Below are 14,098 nucleotides of genomic sequence, written 5' to 3' on the forward strand. Positions count from 1 at the left end.
CGGCCTATCGCGCGTCCGCTATGGTGACGGCGGGCGGCCAGCCGATGCGGGCCTCCGCACTCTGCATATGCGGATCCACGGGCAGGTCGATGTCGAGGGCAATCTCCCTTGCCAGCTTCCGGCGCAGGGCCAGAGTGTAGTCGCCCGTCGCCCGCGGCACCATGACGAAGGCTTCGAAGCCGCCGATGACGTTGTCGGCAAAATAGGACGCCAGCGAACGGCCGGGGCTCTCGTCCCTTCCACCCGGGATGGCGATCGCGTTGATCGTGTACCCTTTCTCGACGGCCTTCGTCCTGGAGTGCTGAACAGGCAGGCCGTCGTTGTTTTCGCCATTGCCGGAGATGTCGATGACCTTTCTGTCGGCGTGTCCCGGAAACTCGTCGAGAAGCAGTCTTCCGGCTTCGATCGCCGACGAGATGGATGTCCCGCCTCTGCTCCGCCGGCTGAAGCCGGTATCGCCTTTCCGGCTGATCACCCCGGCAGCCTTTTCGGCGTCTGCCGCTCCGCAGATCCGCGTCCACGGCAGGACGATCCTGATGTGCGCCGGGCTCGCCCATTCGAAATAGGTCACGCCGATGCAGCCGCGGGGCTTGCCGGAAATGACCTTGATGATCTCCGGCGAGGTGAGGGCTGCAACATGCCCGTTCCTCTGCAGATCGGCGATGTCCGGATCGATCGAGGACGAGAAATCGACCGCGAAGACGATGGCGACATCGACGTCGAATGTGTGCGCTCCGTCGCCGTCGGCGGCGCGTGCCGGCGCCGAAAACGTCAGCGCGGCTGCAAACGCCGCCGCCAGTTTCCAGGAAGTGTCCATACTCGTCAGCCCCTCTTGCCGCTCGTCCTGCGGGGCATGATCCCCGGGCGGGGACGGAAGCATTGGCGGGGAAGACATTCGACCCCCTTTTGGGGGTTGATCGGCACTCGGGCAGATCGCGCAAAACTGTGCAAATGGGGGCGCCGAGCCGTCCTGTAGTCAGCCGGCCCATATTGCACTAGGTTCTGCTTCAGGTTGTGCGCGCCGTTTGTGTCTGGCGATCACACAGGGGAGAGCACGCAGGGGAGAAGACGGGGGAGAGGGATGTCCATCGACATCGAGCGGTTGCAGCACGCGTCCATGCATGTGTCGGACATCGTTGCCGATCCCTCGCGCTGGACGGAGCTCCTGGCGGAGGTGGCGGTGGCCACCGGCGCCATGGGGGCTGCCCTGATCCCGCAGACGGGATCGACAGGGGCGCTGGCGACCGCGCACCTCGTGGAATGCCTGGAAACCTATGTCCGCGAGAGCTGGCCCGAGCAGGACGCAGACAGCCACCGGCGCGCCCGGGTTCTGAACATGCGAGGCGAGGTTGCCTTCGATCGTGACCTGGTCGGCGCCGACGACCGGCGCGCGCCGTTCTTCGAGGAGTTCATGCCCCGCTTCGACGGCAGGTGGTGGGCGGGCATCGGCGTTCGGGGCGGCCCCGATTTCTGGTCCCTGACACTGCATCGGTCCCTGCGCCAGGGCGCATTCGAACAGAGCGACAGGGCCGTCTTCCGGCAATTCTCCCTGCGGCTGAACGAAGTCGGCAGTCTTGCCCATCTCGCCGGCCGCGTCGCCTTGTCGTCCGTGGCCGATTCGTTCGACCAGATTGGAAAGGCGGTGGTGGCGATCGACGAGACCGGCAGGTTCATCCATGCCAATGCCGCCGCACGGCAACTGATGCGGGCGTCCATCCTTGTCGTCGGCGAACGGCTGATGTTCCGCGACCGTCACGCGGCGGCCGAATACGGCAAAGTCGTCGACCGGCTGCGGGGACTGCGCGAGGGCAAGACCCTGCTGGCGCCTCCGATCGTCGTCCGGCGGGAGAACGCCGCCCCGCTGGTGATCAGGACGTTGCCCGTCGATGGCGCGGCGAAGTCCCCGTTTCTGTGCGCGCGGGCATTGCTGCTTCTCGAAGAGGTCGTCCGGCCGGCCAGGTCCGACTGGCAGGCGTTCAGCCGCGCATTCAGGCTCACGCCGGCGGAAGCGCGTCTCGCAGCCCTTCTGGCGACCGGCGAGACCCTCGAAAATGCGGCGGACGCGCTCGGTGTCACCAAGGAGACCGCCCGCAGCAGGATCAAGGCCATCTTTCAGAAGACCGACACCCATCGACAGGCCGCTCTGGTGGCGCTTTTGGCCTCGCTGGGGAGGCGGTGACGTCCTCCGCAGGCAGCCCCCACGCATCTCCTTTGCAGGCAGGGCAATCGCACCTGGACGGACAGCCCCGATGCCCTGATCTGCCGGGCCTTGCCGGCGCGCGACTTGTCCTTCCCATTTCCGCCACCATATGCGAGAAATGAGGCTCGACAGGGATTGCAGGAGCGTGCATCGAAATGAAGTCTGGAATGAGCGTTCTTGCCGCGCTTCGTGATCGTCCGGCCGCAACGGCCGGCCACCGCCCGGGTCTCTGCCTGCTGGCTGCAGGCGCCGTCCTCGTCTCGCTCGCCTTCGGTCCGGCCCGGCCTGCCGCGGCCGCCGAGTGTTCGAACGCACCCGCACCGGGCGTCGACTGGAGCAACTGCGCCAAGAAGATGATCATGCTGCAGGGCAACGACTTCAGCGGCGCCGTCCTCGTCGAGGCCGACTTCACCCTGACCGACCTCAGCAAGACCAATCTCGACGGCGCCAATCTCGAGGAAGCCGTCATGGCCCGCGCCTGGCTGACGGGGGCGAGCGCCGAAAAGACCAATTTCAACCGCGTCGAGGGCTACCGCACCGGCTTCGACAGGGTCAACGCCACCGGGGCCACCTTTGCCGCCGCCGAATTGCAGCGGGCGAGCTTCAAGGAAGCGGTGCTGACCAATGCGGTGTTCGACAAGGCCGAACTCGGCCGTGCCGATTTCTCCGGCGCCGAGCTCACCGGCACCCGCTTCCGCTACACCAATCTGTCCCGCGCCGATCTGAGCAAGGCGAAATTCGAGGGCGGCCTCGATTTCTCCCATGCCTTCCTGTTCCTGACCCGGATCGAGGGCCTCGATCTTTCGTCCTCGACCGGGCTGGAGCAGGAACAGGTCGATCTCGCCTGCGGCGACGCCGGAACCAAGCTGCCGCCCGGCTTCACCGTCCCGTCGAGCTGGCCCTGCCCCTTCGACTGAGGGGAGAGCGCCCGCCTCGATCCTGACGGACCCAATCCCTGACTGCTCAGGCCCTGACCGCCACCAGGAACAGGCGCGGAAAGCGCAGCAGCACGCGCCCGTCGGCCGCCCTGGGATAATCCTGCTCGATCCTCTGCCGGTAGGCTTCGAGGTATCCGTCCTGCTCTTCTGCCGGCAGTTTCGCCAGATAGGGCCGGATGCCCGTGCCCTTGACCCACTCGACGATCGCCGCCGCATCGCGCATCGGGTGGTTGTAGATCGTATGCCAGATGTCGACGCGTGCGGCCTTGGCCGAGAGCGCGTCGTAATAGGCGAGCGGCGGCGGCAGCGTCGGGCGGCGCGGGTGGTCGGTCGCGAAATACCGCGCGAAACGACCGTCCTCGGCCACGGTGTCCATCGCAACATGGCTCGGTTCTGTCCGGTTGTCCGGCATCTGCACGGCCAGCACCCCGCCGGGCACGAGGTGGTCCATCAGCCGCGAGAGCACCGCCAGGTGCTCCGGCACCCACTGGAACACCGCGTTCGCATAGAGGAGCGCCGCCGGGGCCGGCGGGGTCCAGCCGGAAAGGTCGCCGAAGTCGAAGGCGAGCTGCGGCAGTGGCCTGCGGGCGGCGGCCAGCATGTCCGCGTCGCTGTCGATGCCGGTGACGGCATGGCCGGGAAAGCGCGCCAGCAGCAGTTCCGTCGAATTGCCGGGCCCGCAGCCGAGGTCGTAGACGGTGCCCGCCGGCAGGTCCGGCACCTGCGAGAGCAGGTCGCGCGCCGGCCGCGTCCTCTCGTCCTCGAATTGCAGATATTGCGCCGCCGACCAGCCCATCCTGTCCTCCCGATCTCTAACCTTTTCCGGCCGCTGCCGGCATCCTTGCTACAACGCCTCCAGCGTCGGCAGGATCAGCGACGGCTTGAGGTCGGCATATTCGTCCGGCATGCCGCTGCGGTTGATCCAGACGGTGCGGAAGCCGAATTTCGTGGCTCCGGCCACGTCCCAGCGGTTGGAGGACTGGAACGACACGGCATCCGGATAGAGCCGGTAGCTGGTCGTCACCACGTCGTAGACGGCCGGCGCCGTCTTGTAGGTGCGCAAGGCATCGACGGAGAAGACGTCGTCGATCACCGTGTCGAGCGCGGCATTGGCGACCGCCGATCGCAGCATCGCCGGCGAGCCGTTGGACAGGATCGCCACCCGCGCCCCCCGGGCCTTCAGCGCCTTCAGCACGGCCGGAACCTCCGGATAGCAGTCGAGCTTCCAGTAGGCCTCCAGCAGCCGGCCCCTTAAGCCCGGATCGACGCCCGGGATGCGTTCGAGCGTGAAGTCGAGCGCCTCCTCGGTCAGTTGCCAGAAGTCGCGATAGGCACCCATCAGCGCCCGGGTCCAGGAATATTCGAGCTGCTTGGCCCGCCACAGTTCGGAGAAACGCTGGGAGTCCGGGCCGACGTCGCCGGCATGGCGGCGGACCGCCGCATGGACGTCGAACAGGGTGCCATAGGCATCGAAGACATAGGCGGCATAGGACAAGGCGATGGCTCAACTTTCCGAAAGCGCTGACATTCCAGATCGCTAGCACCAGATCATTGGTCTCCGATCATGGCAATATTCGGTGCGCCGCACAATACCCGGCGCCGACATGCGCCAGCGTCGGCCGGTTGCCGCCCCGTTGCGCGCTCAGCCACCCCTGGCCTTTCGCGGACGTGCTGCGGCGTTCAGGTCGGCAGCGGCGCGCAGGAGCGCCTTCAGCGCCTCGCCGTCGATGGCCTCGCCCTTGCGGATGTCGATGGCGCGCCGGGTATTGCCCTCCAGGCTGGCGTTGAAGAGGCCGGAAGGGTCTGCAAGGGCGGCCCCCTTGGCGAAGGTCAGCTTGACGACGTCCTTGTAGGTCTCGCCCGTGCAGAGGATGCCGCTATGCGACCATACCGGCACCCCGCGCCACTTCCATTCCTCGATCACGTCGGGAACCGCCTCCCTGACGAGGCTTCGCACCTGCGCCAGCGCCTCGCCGCGCCAGTCGCCGAGTTCGGCGATCCGCGCATCGATCAATTGCGCGGGATCTTCGCCCACAGGCGCCGTCTTCGAACCGCTGGTCGTCATCCGCGTTCCTCCCTCCCTGGCCTCACATCTTCTCGCCCGGCAGCCGGCTCGCCTGCTTCACCCAGCCGGAAAACTGCTCCTCGTCGAGCGCCTCGCCCTCGTGGATATGGAAATAGCGCGTGTCGCCGCTCTTGGACGCTTCCGGCGGGACGGGGTCGAGTGCGGTGCCGCGGAAGAAGGCCACCTTGATGTATTTCGTGAAGCAATGCAGGCTGAGAAACCAGCCCTGTCCCTCCAGCCCGTAGAACGGCGAGTTCCACTTGACCGCCTTAGTGACCTCCGGAACGGCGGCGACGATCAGCGCGTCGATCCGGCGTCCCACCGCACTCTTCCATCCCGGCATGGCGGCGATATAGGCCTGTACGGGCGCGTCGCCATAGCCCTTGGCGATCTGCGGATTGCCGCCCGACAGCAGCACCGGACCATTTTCAGCCCCGGTCGCATCGGCGCCCTTACCCGTCTTCTTGCTCGTCCCGTTAGCCATCGTCTTCCTCCCATTCGCCGGCCCGCATCCCGGCGGGGGACGCGCGATGGTCATAGGGCGGGTCCTGCTGCGGCGGCAAGGCTCGTCCGGCGGCGGCCGCCTCAGAATGTCGTGATCACGCTGATGCCGAGGTCGGCTGCGCCGTCCATCGCCATCAGCGCGGGAATGGCCTCGGCGAGGCTGATTTCTCGGCCGATCAGCCGCTCCGGCTGCAGGCTGCCCGCCGCCATCATCGACAGCATGGCGTCGTAGCGCCAGGCCTGCATGCCGTGGCTGCCGTAGATCTCCAGTTCGTGGCCGATCACCTGCGCCATCGGGATCTGCGGTGTGGCGTCGTCGCCGAGCATCAGCCCCACCTGCACATGCCGCCCGCGCCGGCGCAGGTTCCTGATCGAATTGAAGCAGGTAACGGGCGAGCCGAGCGCGTCGATCGAGGCATGCGCGCCGCCGGCGGTGATCTCGCGCACGGCCTCGGCGACATCGGTCACGGCACGCGCGTTGACGGCCGCGACCGCGCCCATCTTGCGCGCGAAGGACAGCTTCTCCTCGGAGATGTCGATCGCGATCGGCCGGGCGCCGAGGGCTTCCGCGATCATGATCGCCGACAGCCCCACGCCGCCGCAGCCGTGCACGGCGACCCATTCGCCGCCCTTGACCTTCGCCTGGTCGCAGACGGCGCGAAACGAGGTGGCGAAGCGGCAGCCGAGGCTGGCGGCGGTGGCGAAGGAGACGTTCTCCGGCAGATGGACGAGGTTCTGGTCGGCATGGTCGAGCGCGACATATTCGGCAAACGAACCCCAGTGGGTGAAGCCCGGCTGGAACTGCTCCTCGCAGACCTGCTGGTTGCCCGAGCGGCATTCGTGGCAATGGCCGCAGCCGGAGACGAAGGGGACGGTCACCCGGTCGCCGATTTTGAAGCGTGACACGTCCTTGCCGACGGCGAGCACCGTGCCGGCGAGTTCGTGGCCCGGCACGTGCGGCAGCCGGATGTCGGGATCGTGCCCCTGCCAGCCGTGCCAGTCCGAGCGGCAGAGCCCGGTCGCCTCGACCTTGACCACCACGCCGTTGCGCGTCGGCGTCGGATCCGGCAGTTCGCGGATCTCGGGCACCGCACCGAAGGCCTCGTAGTACATCGCTTTCACGGGCGGTCCCTCCAGGTCTCTCTTGCCCCTCTATGCCACGCGCCGGCCCCGCCTGCCACCGCACCACCCATGACAATGGCTGATACATTCATCTAAGATCGTGAGTGGACAGCGCCCGCCGATTGGTTCAGGCCAGAGGCAGCTTGCCCCGGAGCGTCAGGCCGGACATGCGGCACGCCGGAGACAATCGAAATGCGGCACGCCGGAGAGAAAAGGAGTAACAAGATGGCAGTCGATACATCCCCGCGGACCCCCACCTGGACCTATGTCGACGGCGAGTGGCTTCCCGGCAACCCGCCGCTGATCGGCCCCACCTCGCATGCGATGTGGCTCGCCTCGACGGTGTTCGACGGCGCCCGCTTCTTCGACGGCATCGCCCCGGATCTGGACCTGCATTGCCAGCGCGTCAACCGCTCGGCCGTGAGCCTCGGCCTGAACGCGACGATGCGCGCCGAGGAGATCCAGGCGCTCACCTGGGAGGGCGTGGAGAAGTTCGACGGCAGGACGGCGATCTACGTCAAGCCGATGTACTGGGCCGAGCACGGCGCCTTCGGCGTCGTCCCGGCCGATCCGGAGTCCACCCGCTTTGCGCTGTGCCTGTTCGAGGCGCCGATGGGCGACGCCCATGCCGGCAATTCGCTGACCGTCTCGCCCTTCCGCCGCCCGACGATCGAGTGCATGCCGACCGACGCCAAGGCCGGCTGCCTCTATCCCAATAACGGCCGCATCATCGTCGAGGCGAAGAAGCGTGGTTTCGACAATGCGCTGGTGCGCGACATGCTCGGCAACGTCGCCGAGACCGGCGCCTCCAACGTCTTCATGGTCAAGGACGGCGTCGTCTTCACCCCCGCCGCCAACCAGACCTTCCTCGCCGGCATCACCCGCTACCGGGTCATGACGCTGATGCGCCAGGAGGGCTTCGAGGTCGTCGAGAAGACGCTGACGGTGCAGGATTTCCAGACCGCCGACGAGATCTTCACCTCCGGCAACTATTCCAAGGTCGTCCCCGTCAACCGCCTCGACGACCGCCACCTCCAGCCCGGCCCGGTAACGGCCAAGGCGCGTGAGCTCTATTTCGACTGGGCCCACTCGAGCGCCAACGGCTGAGGCGGGGCGGGGCACTGCGCCCGGGTCGTCGACGGGCCGTGGAACCCGGGCGACGTCATCCTGGGCGTTGTACGGCACAGAGCCGAGGATGACGGAGGTCTTGGGACCTGCCGGCAGGTGAGACCGTCCCCTTTCTCTCCGTCATGCCGGCCCCCGAGCCGGCATCCAGCCGCGCAAGCCATTGCGCTATAAAGCTTTTCCTGCGCCGCCGACGCGGCGCTGCTGGATCCCGGCTCGAGGGCCGGGATGACGGGCTATCCCGAGCGGACAGCCGCGGTCAGCGTCATTCAGCGCCGTTGTCGTCGTCCGCCCCGGCACCCGCCTTCCGCCGTTCCTCCATCGCCGCGCGCTGCTTGTCGGTGATGACGCGGACGAATTCGCGGCCGATCGGCCCGGTCAGTTGCGCGGTCTTTGCCTGCTTGTCGTAGACGCAGGCGAAGGTCACGCGTGCCTTTTCGCTGGCCGAGCGACCGGCGATCAGCGCCACGCCATAGGCCTCGGTCCCGGTCTCGTCGACGAACACGGTCTGGTTCTTCAGTTTTTCCGGCAGTGCGGCCACGCATTTCGCCTCGACGTCCGCCTTGAACGCCGCCCAGGCTTCGTCTGAGGAGGCGAGTGCGGGCGCGGCGCCAAGGGCTGCGGCGAGCGGAAGGGCGAGGAGAAGGGGGCGGAGGGAGAAATCGGTCATGGTCAGAGCCTTTCATGATGCGAATCACGCATGGTCAGGAATGGCCGAAGCCCGGGGCGGTTCCAAGGCAGGCGCGCAACTTGTGCGGGGAAGGAAATTCCTGACCAAGCGCAAATTTTGGCATCCAGCCGGTTGCCGGGGAGGGGGCATCCCCCTATGTTCCGCTTCACGGATTTCTTTTTAAAATTCCGCGATTAAGAGGAGACGACCCATGGCTTTCGAACTTCCGCCGCTTCCCTACGACTACGATGCCCTTGCCCCGTTCATGTCGCGCGAAACGCTCGAATATCACCACGACAAGCACCACAAGGCCTATGTCGACAACGGCAACAAGCTCGCCGAGGAAGCCGGTCTCTCCAACCTGACGCTGGAAGAGATCGTCAAGAAATCCTACGGCACCAACCAGGGCCTCTTCAACAATGCCGGCCAGCACTACAACCACGTCCATTTCTGGAAGTGGATGAAGAAGGGCGGCGGCGGCAAGTCGCTTCCGGGCGCGCTGCAGAAGGCGATCGACAGCGATCTCGGCGGCTACGACAAGTTCAAGGCCGATTTCGTCGCCGCCGGCACCACCCAGTTCGGCTCCGGCTGGGCCTGGCTCTCGGTCAAGGACGGCAAGCTCGCCATCTCCAAGACCCCGAACGGCGAGAACCCGCTGGTCCACGGCGCATCCCCGATCCTCGGCGTCGACGTCTGGGAGCACTCCTACTACATCGACTACCGCAACGCCCGCCCGAAGTACCTCGAAGCCTTCGTCGACAGCCTGATCAACTGGGACTATGTCCTGGAAATGTACGAAGCCGCGACGAAGTAAGGCGCTTCGACCCTTGGCATTCGAAAAGCCCCGGCCGGAAACGGTCGGGGCTTTTCCTGTCTTGGAGGGGTCGGGCCGCCTGTGCTAGCATGTACACAAACGAGCACAGGCGACGGGCATGAGCAGCACGACGATGACGATCCGTGTGAGCGCGGACCTCAAGGAGAAACTCGACCGGCTGGCCGCCGATACGCGGCGCAGCCGGTCCTTTCTTGCGGCCGAGGCGGTCTCCGCCTATGTCGCCCGCGAACTCGCGATCGTCGAAGGCGTCAATCAGGGCCTGGAGGACGTCCGCCAGGGCCGCACGGCCTCCCATGAGGAGGCCATGGCCGAACTGGCGTCCGTCGTGGATGCGGCCGAGCGCGATCGCCGGTGAAGCGGCCCGTCCGCTGGTCGCTTTCCGCTCTCGACGATCTCAAGCGGCAGATAGGCCATATTGCGCGCGACGATCCCGCGGCGGCCCGTTCCGTCGCCGGCCGGATCGATGCCGCCGCCATCCTGCTCGGCGAGCGGCCAGTCGGCAGGCCGGGCCGGGTCGGCGGAACCTACGAGAAATCCGTGAACGGGCTGCCCTACGTCATCGCCTATTGCATCGGCACGCGGGATGACCGGGAGACCGTGTTCATCCTCCGCGTCATTCACACGGCACGCAACTGGCCCGCGGACGCGTGGCCGGAATAGCGCTCACCCCGCATCCCGCCGGCTCTCCGCCCAGCCGGAAATCCACAATTGCCGCAGCCTGTCGCCGCCGCCGCGAAAATGCGTGCCGGTTGCCGCGCAGGCCTCCACCCGGTCGGCGCGGAAGTTGCGGATGGCTTCGCGCAATTCGCACCAGGCGACGATGTTGGCCGTCTCGGAATAGTAGATGAGGGCGATGGGGCGGACGGTGCGCCCGCTCGCGCGGCCCTGTTCGTCCCGGTAGTCGATGACGAGCTTCTCCTCGTCGCGGATCGCGCGTCGCACGGTGGCAAGGTCGATACCGTCCGGCTGGCGCGGCGTCGTGCCCCAGGCGTGCAGGGCGCGGGCCGACAGCGTCTGGCGCAGCGGCGGCGGTACCGCGCCGGCGATCTTGTCGCCGACCCGGCGGGCGGCGGCCTTCAGTTCCGCATCGCCGGTACGCTCCAGAAGCGCCAGCGCCAGCACGATCGCCTCCGTCTCCTCGATGGAGAACATCAGTGGCGGCAGGTCGAAGCCGGGGCGCAGGATATAGCCGATGCCCCGCTCGCCCTCCACCGGCACGCGCATCGCCTGCAACGCGGCGATGTCGCGGTAGATCGAGCGCACCGTCACCTCCAGCCGCCCGGCGATGTCGGCGGCGGTGACCGGGTGGCGCGCGAGGCGCAGGATCTGGATGATCTCGAACAGCCGCGAGGCCTTGCGCATGGTGTCCTCCGTCACAACTGACACAGCGCTGTCAGTTGGCCTTCCTTATACCATGCCTCAAGCGCTTGAAACAAAAGGCCGCATGGGGCGGCGATCCAGGCGAAGGCAATGGACAACTGACATGACCTACACGGAAAACCTCTGGCTTTTCTTCCTGCTCGTCTCCGGCATCATCATCGTGCCGGGCATGGACATGGTCTTCGTGCTGGCGAGCTCGCTCTCCGGCGGGCGCAAGGCGGGGCTCTCGGCGACCTTCGGCATCATGGCCGGCGGGCTCGTGCACACGCTCTATGCCGCGCTCGGCGTCGGCATGCTGCTGCATTTCGCGCCTGGCCTCTTCAACGGCCTGCTGCTCGTCGGCGCCGCCTATGTCGCCTACATCGGCTGGCAGCTCTTCCGTTCCTCGATCGTCGTCGATGCCGTAGGTTCCCTCGACCGGCGCGGCCTTGTCGCCCGTTTCCGCCAGGGCGCGCTGACGAGCCTGATGAACCCGAAGGCCTATCTGTTCATGCTCGCCGTCTTCCCGCAGTTCCTGCGCCCGGAATTCGGCCCGCTCTGGCGTCAGACGCTCGTCATGCTGGCGATGATCTGGGCGACGCAGCTTGCCGTCTATGGCGGCCTGGCGCTCGCCGCCGCCCGCAGCCGCGACGCCCTGACCGGCAGCCCCGCCGCCACGCGCTTCATCGGCCGCGCCGCCGGCGTGCTGCTCGTCGCGATCGCCGTGGTCACGGTCTGGCGCGGCTGGGGGACGGTGTGAGGGCCGGCAAATGAAACGTCCCGGCGTGGCCGCGAATGCGGCACGACCCCGTCGCCCTCGGCCTCTGCGCGGGTCAACATATTGTTACTTGGACTGGGCCGCCCGCATGCAATCATGCCGCCGCCCGGCGGGGGTACCGGCGGGCACGAGATCTTACCGGGAGTGATCCATGAACCTGAAGACAATTGCCGCGGCCACCTTTCTCTGTCTTGGCGCCGCCGCTGCCACGGGTGTCGCGGTGGCGCAGGAGCCGCAGGCCGCCCGCCAGCAGATGATGAAGGACGTCGGCCGCTCGATGGGCGCGCTGGCCGGCATCGCCAAGGGCGAGAAGCCCTATGACGCCGAGGTGGTGCGCGTCTCGCTTGCGACGATCAGCGAGGTTTCCAAGACCTTCCCCGACCAGTTCCCGGCCGGCACCGAGACCGGCGCCGAAACCGAGGCGAGCCCGAAGATCTGGGAGAACCCGGACGACTTCCACGCCAAGTCGGCCCAGCTCGGCAAGGACGCCGATGCAGCGCTCGCCGCCCTGCCGGGCGATCAGGCCGCGGTGGCCGCCGCGATCGGCCCGATCGGCAAGAACTGCGGCGCCTGTCACGAGACCTACCGCATCAAGAAGTAGCGCGGGTCCGGAGCAGGTCGCGCAGGAGCGGACCACGGTCTTGCGACAACGACATGAGAAAAGAAAACGATTTGAAGCGCGCAAGGCGATCCGGAGGATCGCGGCGCGCTTCAAGGCCCGGGACCTTTCCGGGACCGCACCCCGGAAAGGTTGCCTTTTGCCGCCTCCGTGCGACGATGCGGACGGGCGTCTTTCCATCCATGCGGACCACACATTCGGGCCGGGTGTGCGGGCCGGCGCCATGAGCCCTGGAACGAGACCATGAAACTTCGCAGTCTTGCCACCGCAGCACTCCTCGCAGGCGTTGTCGGCATCGGCGCCTTCGCGTGGATCACGGCGCCGGCGCGCAGCGCTTCGGAAAGCTGGCAGGGGCTCGGCGAGCCCGACATCGCAAACGGCGAGCGCGTCTTCTCCGAAGGCGGCTGTGCCAGCTGTCATGCCGCCCCCGGTGCCGGCGAGGAAAACCGGCTCGTCCTTGCTGGTGGAGCGCCGCTCAAGAGCCCCTTCGGCACGTTTCATCCGCCCAACATCTCCTCCGATCCCGAGGCCGGCATCGGGGCGTGGACTCTGCAGGAATTCGGCGATGCCATGCTTGGCGGCGTCGGCCGGCGCGGCGAGCATCTCTATCCCTCCTTTCCCTACGCCTCCTATGCGCGGATGACGCCGCGCGACATCAACGATCTCTACGGCTACCTGCGCACGCTCTCCGCCAGCGACAACGTCGCCCCGCCGCACGACCTGCCGTTTCCGTTCAACCTGCGGCCGCTGCTCGGCGCGTGGAAGTTCCTGTACCTGAACGATGCGCCGCGCGTGACGCTCGCCGGTGCCGATGCCAAGATCGAGCGCGGCCAGTATCTGGTGGAGGGGCCCGGCCATTGCGGCGAGTGTCATACGCCGCGCACGACCCTCGGCGGTCTCGAGACGGCGCAATGGCTCGCCGGTGCGCCGAACCCGGAGGGCGGCCCGGGGCGGGTGCCGAACATCACCGCCGGCGAGGGCGGGATCGGCGGCTGGAGCGCCGGCGACATCGCCTCCTATCTCGAGACCGGCTTCACGCCGGACTATGATTCGGTGGGCGGCGCGATGGTGGCGGTGCAGAAGAACATGGCGCGCCTGCCGGCCGCCGACCGCGAGGCCATCGCTGCCTATCTGAAGGCGATCCCGGCGCATTGACGTCAAGGAGCAGAGAAAGCCGCAGCCGAAGGCGCGGACAGGGCAGGGGCGTGCCGCGCCGGAGCCCGGGCGCGGCACGCCGCATCATGCCAGTTGCTGGACGTAGCGCATGCCGGTGACGGGGCCGGCCTGGAAGTTCATCTCCTCGTAGAAGCGATGCGCGCCGAAATTGCCGGTGGCGGCGCTGACCGACAGATACGAGCAGCCGGACATGCGGGCCTGCTCGCGGGCGCGGGCGACGAGATGGCGGCCGATGCCGGTGCCGCGGTGCCCCTCGCGCACGAAGATCTGGTGCAGCTCCATGCCGCGGCGGCCTTCCATGGCGCGGTAGAGCGGCACGAGGATGGCATAGCCGATCAGCTGGCCGCCGGCCTCCGCGACGAGCGCGGTGATCCAGGGCGAGGTGCCGAACAGGTCGCGGTCGAGGTCGGTGGCGGTGATCTTCGCCGCTTCGCCGTGGCATTCGGCATGCAGCGCGATCATGTCGAGCAGCGGCCGCAGGTCGCCGGGCCGCGCGGCGCGGATCGTCAGCACGGCAGGGCGTTCGACGGGTGGTGTTTCAAGCTTGAGGACGGCGGTCATGGTCGGGCTCCTTCGGGTCTCTTGTGCCACCAGGTGCCTTAAAACAACAAAGCCGCCTGATGGCGGCTTGTTGACATGATGATCGAACAGCCGCTCCTATCGGAACAGCCAAAAATACGTATGCGCGATGGGTGCGTTCGTGATCA

General features: G+C 67.2%; 18 protein-coding genes. 9 read left to right on the forward strand and 9 right to left on the reverse strand.

Going from position 1 to position 14,098, the window contains the following annotated elements; all coding sequences use genetic code 11:
* Positions 1 to 4: 4 nt before the first annotated feature.
* On the reverse strand, positions 5 to 817 hold the full coding sequence (locus LQK81_RS02400) for a DUF1194 domain-containing protein (protein WP_230803069.1): 813 nt from the start codon (positions 815 to 817) through the stop codon (positions 5 to 7).
* 264 nt (positions 818 to 1,081) lie between these two features.
* On the opposite strand from LQK81_RS02400, the gene LQK81_RS02405 reads away from it, so the two are divergent.
* Together LQK81_RS02405 and LQK81_RS02410 are read left to right on the forward strand one after the other, a co-directional pair.
* Positions 1,082 to 2,179, forward strand: coding sequence for a helix-turn-helix transcriptional regulator (locus LQK81_RS02405; protein ID WP_230803070.1), 1,098 nt, complete (start codon positions 1,082 to 1,084; stop codon positions 2,177 to 2,179).
* Positions 2,180 to 2,367: 188 nt separating this feature from the next.
* Positions 2,368 to 3,117 (forward strand): pentapeptide repeat-containing protein, encoded by a 750-nt coding sequence (locus tag LQK81_RS02410; RefSeq protein ID WP_230803071.1) that lies wholly within the window; start codon positions 2,368 to 2,370, stop codon positions 3,115 to 3,117.
* Positions 3,118 to 3,163: 46 nt separating this feature from the next.
* Here the strand turns inward: LQK81_RS02410 and tam are convergent, their stop codons facing one another.
* From tam to LQK81_RS02435, 5 genes are all read right to left on the reverse strand, one after another.
* A complete protein-coding gene (tam, locus tag LQK81_RS02415; protein ID WP_230803072.1) occupies positions 3,164 to 3,934 on the reverse strand; it encodes a trans-aconitate 2-methyltransferase in 771 nt (256 codons plus the stop codon).
* A 48-nt stretch (positions 3,935 to 3,982) separates the two neighbouring features.
* On the reverse strand, positions 3,983 to 4,633 hold the full coding sequence (locus LQK81_RS02420; protein WP_230803073.1) for a haloacid dehalogenase type II: 651 nt from the start codon (positions 4,631 to 4,633) through the stop codon (positions 3,983 to 3,985).
* A 147-nt stretch (positions 4,634 to 4,780) separates the two neighbouring features.
* Positions 4,781 to 5,203: a DUF1801 domain-containing protein gene (locus tag LQK81_RS02425; protein ID WP_230803074.1), complete on the reverse strand. Its 423-nt coding sequence runs from the start codon at positions 5,201 to 5,203 to the stop codon at positions 4,781 to 4,783.
* A gap of 22 nt (positions 5,204 to 5,225) precedes the next feature.
* Entirely contained in the window at positions 5,226 to 5,687 is a 462-nt protein-coding gene (locus LQK81_RS02430) for a DUF1801 domain-containing protein (protein WP_230803075.1), read from the reverse strand.
* 101 nt (positions 5,688 to 5,788) lie between these two features.
* Positions 5,789 to 6,829 carry a zinc-dependent alcohol dehydrogenase family protein gene (locus LQK81_RS02435; RefSeq protein WP_230803076.1) on the reverse strand — a complete coding sequence of 347 codons (1,041 nt, stop codon included), beginning with the start codon at positions 6,827 to 6,829 and terminating at the stop codon, positions 5,789 to 5,791.
* A gap of 225 nt (positions 6,830 to 7,054) precedes the next feature.
* On the opposite strand from LQK81_RS02435, the gene LQK81_RS02440 reads away from it, so the two are divergent.
* Positions 7,055 to 7,936: a branched-chain amino acid aminotransferase gene (locus LQK81_RS02440; protein WP_230803077.1), complete on the forward strand. Its 882-nt coding sequence runs from the start codon at positions 7,055 to 7,057 to the stop codon at positions 7,934 to 7,936.
* A 283-nt stretch (positions 7,937 to 8,219) separates the two neighbouring features.
* Here the strand turns inward: LQK81_RS02440 and LQK81_RS02445 are convergent, their stop codons facing one another.
* Positions 8,220 to 8,624 carry a hypothetical protein gene (locus tag LQK81_RS02445; RefSeq protein WP_230803078.1) on the reverse strand — a complete coding sequence of 135 codons (405 nt, stop codon included), beginning with the start codon at positions 8,622 to 8,624 and terminating at the stop codon, positions 8,220 to 8,222.
* Between the two features lie 211 nt (positions 8,625 to 8,835).
* Between LQK81_RS02445 and LQK81_RS02450 the strand changes: the two genes are divergently transcribed.
* The 3 genes from LQK81_RS02450 to LQK81_RS02460 all read left to right on the forward strand — a co-directional run bounded on the left by LQK81_RS02450 (position 8,836) and on the right by LQK81_RS02460 (position 10,119).
* Positions 8,836 to 9,438, forward strand: a complete 603-nt coding sequence (locus LQK81_RS02450; RefSeq protein ID WP_230803079.1) for a superoxide dismutase — start codon at positions 8,836 to 8,838, stop codon at positions 9,436 to 9,438.
* Positions 9,439 to 9,556: 118 nt separating this feature from the next.
* Positions 9,557 to 9,814: a CopG family ribbon-helix-helix protein gene (locus tag LQK81_RS02455; RefSeq protein WP_230803080.1), complete on the forward strand. Its 258-nt coding sequence runs from the start codon at positions 9,557 to 9,559 to the stop codon at positions 9,812 to 9,814.
* A complete protein-coding gene (locus LQK81_RS02460; protein WP_230803081.1) occupies positions 9,811 to 10,119 on the forward strand; it encodes a type II toxin-antitoxin system RelE/ParE family toxin in 309 nt (102 codons plus the stop codon). Before LQK81_RS02455 ends, LQK81_RS02460 begins: the two co-directional genes overlap by 4 nt.
* A 3-nt stretch (positions 10,120 to 10,122) precedes the next feature.
* On the opposite strand, the gene LQK81_RS02465 is transcribed toward LQK81_RS02460, so the two are convergent.
* Positions 10,123 to 10,821, reverse strand: a complete 699-nt coding sequence (locus LQK81_RS02465) for a helix-turn-helix transcriptional regulator (RefSeq protein ID WP_230803082.1) — start codon at positions 10,819 to 10,821, stop codon at positions 10,123 to 10,125.
* Between the two features lie 121 nt (positions 10,822 to 10,942).
* Between LQK81_RS02465 and LQK81_RS02470 the strand changes: the two genes are divergently transcribed.
* The 3 genes from LQK81_RS02470 (at position 10,943) to LQK81_RS02480 (ending at position 13,370) form a co-directional block, all read left to right on the forward strand.
* Positions 10,943 to 11,578 carry a LysE family translocator gene (locus LQK81_RS02470; RefSeq protein WP_230803083.1) on the forward strand — a complete coding sequence of 212 codons (636 nt, stop codon included), beginning with the start codon at positions 10,943 to 10,945 and terminating at the stop codon, positions 11,576 to 11,578.
* A gap of 169 nt (positions 11,579 to 11,747) precedes the next feature.
* Complete coding sequence (locus tag LQK81_RS02475) at positions 11,748 to 12,197, forward strand: c-type cytochrome (RefSeq protein WP_230803084.1); 450 nt, start codon at positions 11,748 to 11,750, stop codon at positions 12,195 to 12,197.
* A gap of 261 nt (positions 12,198 to 12,458) precedes the next feature.
* Complete coding sequence (locus tag LQK81_RS02480; protein WP_230803085.1) at positions 12,459 to 13,370, forward strand: c-type cytochrome; 912 nt, start codon at positions 12,459 to 12,461, stop codon at positions 13,368 to 13,370.
* Between the two features lie 84 nt (positions 13,371 to 13,454).
* Here LQK81_RS02480 and LQK81_RS02485 read toward each other — a convergent pair whose 3' ends face one another.
* Positions 13,455 to 13,952: a GNAT family N-acetyltransferase gene (locus tag LQK81_RS02485; protein WP_230803086.1), complete on the reverse strand. Its 498-nt coding sequence runs from the start codon at positions 13,950 to 13,952 to the stop codon at positions 13,455 to 13,457.
* Positions 13,953 to 14,098 lie beyond the last annotated feature (146 nt).

Source organism: Rhizobium sp. GN54 (assembly GCF_021026345.1).
Lineage (GTDB): Bacteria > Pseudomonadota > Alphaproteobacteria > Rhizobiales > Rhizobiaceae > Mycoplana.

Coding starts and splice junctions, on each gene's coding strand:
- LQK81_RS02400 (WP_230803069.1), bottom strand. CDS start 817: ATGGACACTTCCTGGAAACTGGCGGCGGCGTTTGCAGCCGCGCTGACG.
- LQK81_RS02405 (WP_230803070.1), top strand. CDS start 1,082: ATGTCCATCGACATCGAGCGGTTGCAGCACGCGTCCATGCATGTGTCG.
- LQK81_RS02410 (WP_230803071.1), top strand. CDS start 2,368: ATGAGCGTTCTTGCCGCGCTTCGTGATCGTCCGGCCGCAACGGCCGGC.
- tam (WP_230803072.1), bottom strand. CDS start 3,934: ATGGGCTGGTCGGCGGCGCAATATCTGCAATTCGAGGACGAGAGGACG.
- LQK81_RS02425 (WP_230803074.1), bottom strand. CDS start 5,203: ATGACGACCAGCGGTTCGAAGACGGCGCCTGTGGGCGAAGATCCCGCG.
- LQK81_RS02430 (WP_230803075.1), bottom strand. CDS start 5,687: ATGGCTAACGGGACGAGCAAGAAGACGGGTAAGGGCGCCGATGCGACC.
- LQK81_RS02440 (WP_230803077.1), top strand. CDS start 7,055: ATGGCAGTCGATACATCCCCGCGGACCCCCACCTGGACCTATGTCGAC.
- LQK81_RS02445 (WP_230803078.1), bottom strand. CDS start 8,624: ATGACCGATTTCTCCCTCCGCCCCCTTCTCCTCGCCCTTCCGCTCGCC.
- LQK81_RS02450 (WP_230803079.1), top strand. CDS start 8,836: ATGGCTTTCGAACTTCCGCCGCTTCCCTACGACTACGATGCCCTTGCC.
- LQK81_RS02455 (WP_230803080.1), top strand. CDS start 9,557: ATGAGCAGCACGACGATGACGATCCGTGTGAGCGCGGACCTCAAGGAG.
- LQK81_RS02465 (WP_230803082.1), bottom strand. CDS start 10,821: ATGCGCAAGGCCTCGCGGCTGTTCGAGATCATCCAGATCCTGCGCCTC.
- LQK81_RS02470 (WP_230803083.1), top strand. CDS start 10,943: ATGACCTACACGGAAAACCTCTGGCTTTTCTTCCTGCTCGTCTCCGGC.
- LQK81_RS02475 (WP_230803084.1), top strand. CDS start 11,748: ATGAACCTGAAGACAATTGCCGCGGCCACCTTTCTCTGTCTTGGCGCC.
- LQK81_RS02480 (WP_230803085.1), top strand. CDS start 12,459: ATGAAACTTCGCAGTCTTGCCACCGCAGCACTCCTCGCAGGCGTTGTC.
- LQK81_RS02485 (WP_230803086.1), bottom strand. CDS start 13,952: ATGACCGCCGTCCTCAAGCTTGAAACACCACCCGTCGAACGCCCTGCC.